This is a genomic window from Mesorhizobium sp. M5C.F.Ca.IN.020.32.2.1 (genome assembly GCF_004023105.1).
GTDB classification, from domain to species: domain Bacteria; phylum Pseudomonadota; class Alphaproteobacteria; order Rhizobiales; family Rhizobiaceae; genus Mesorhizobium; species Mesorhizobium wenxiniae.
Map to the genome: position 1 here is coordinate 1 of NZ_RZSX01001637.1, position 494 is coordinate 494.

Below are 494 nucleotides of genomic sequence, written 5' to 3' on the forward strand. Positions count from 1 at the left end.
GCGGTCTCCTGATGCTCCTGATCGTCCTGGCGCTGGCTGCCCCGATTTACGCCGGCGATCCGGTGAACATGGATCCGTTCAAGCGCCTCCAGCCGCCTTCCGCCGAGATGTGGTTCGGGAGCGACAATCTGGGCCGCGACGTGTTTGCCCGAACGATCTTTGGCGCTCGCATCTCCCTTATGGTCGGATTGTTGTCGGCGGCGTGCGCGGCTCTTGTCGGTCTTCTGATCGGAGTCGTCGCCGGCTACAGCCGCAGCTTCGACAACGTCGTCATGCGGATCATGGATGGCCTGATGTCGATTCCGACGATACTGCTGGCGATTGCCCTTATTTCGCTGACAGGCCCCGGCATCGGGATCCTCATCGTCGCGATCGCAATTCCCGAGACGCCAGCCGTCGCGCGGCTGGTTCGTTCGGTGGTTCTGGGTGTTCGCGAGCGTCCGTATGTCGAGGCCGCGCTCTGTGGCGGGGCCCGTCTGCCGGAGGTGCTGTGG

The 494-nt window shown here is 64.0% G+C and carries 1 protein-coding gene; it reads left to right on the forward strand.

What is annotated here, in order from left to right:
* Positions 1–494 (forward strand): ABC transporter permease (locus EOA86_RS37895; RefSeq protein ID WP_245497521.1); only part of this gene is annotated, 494 nt, incomplete at both ends.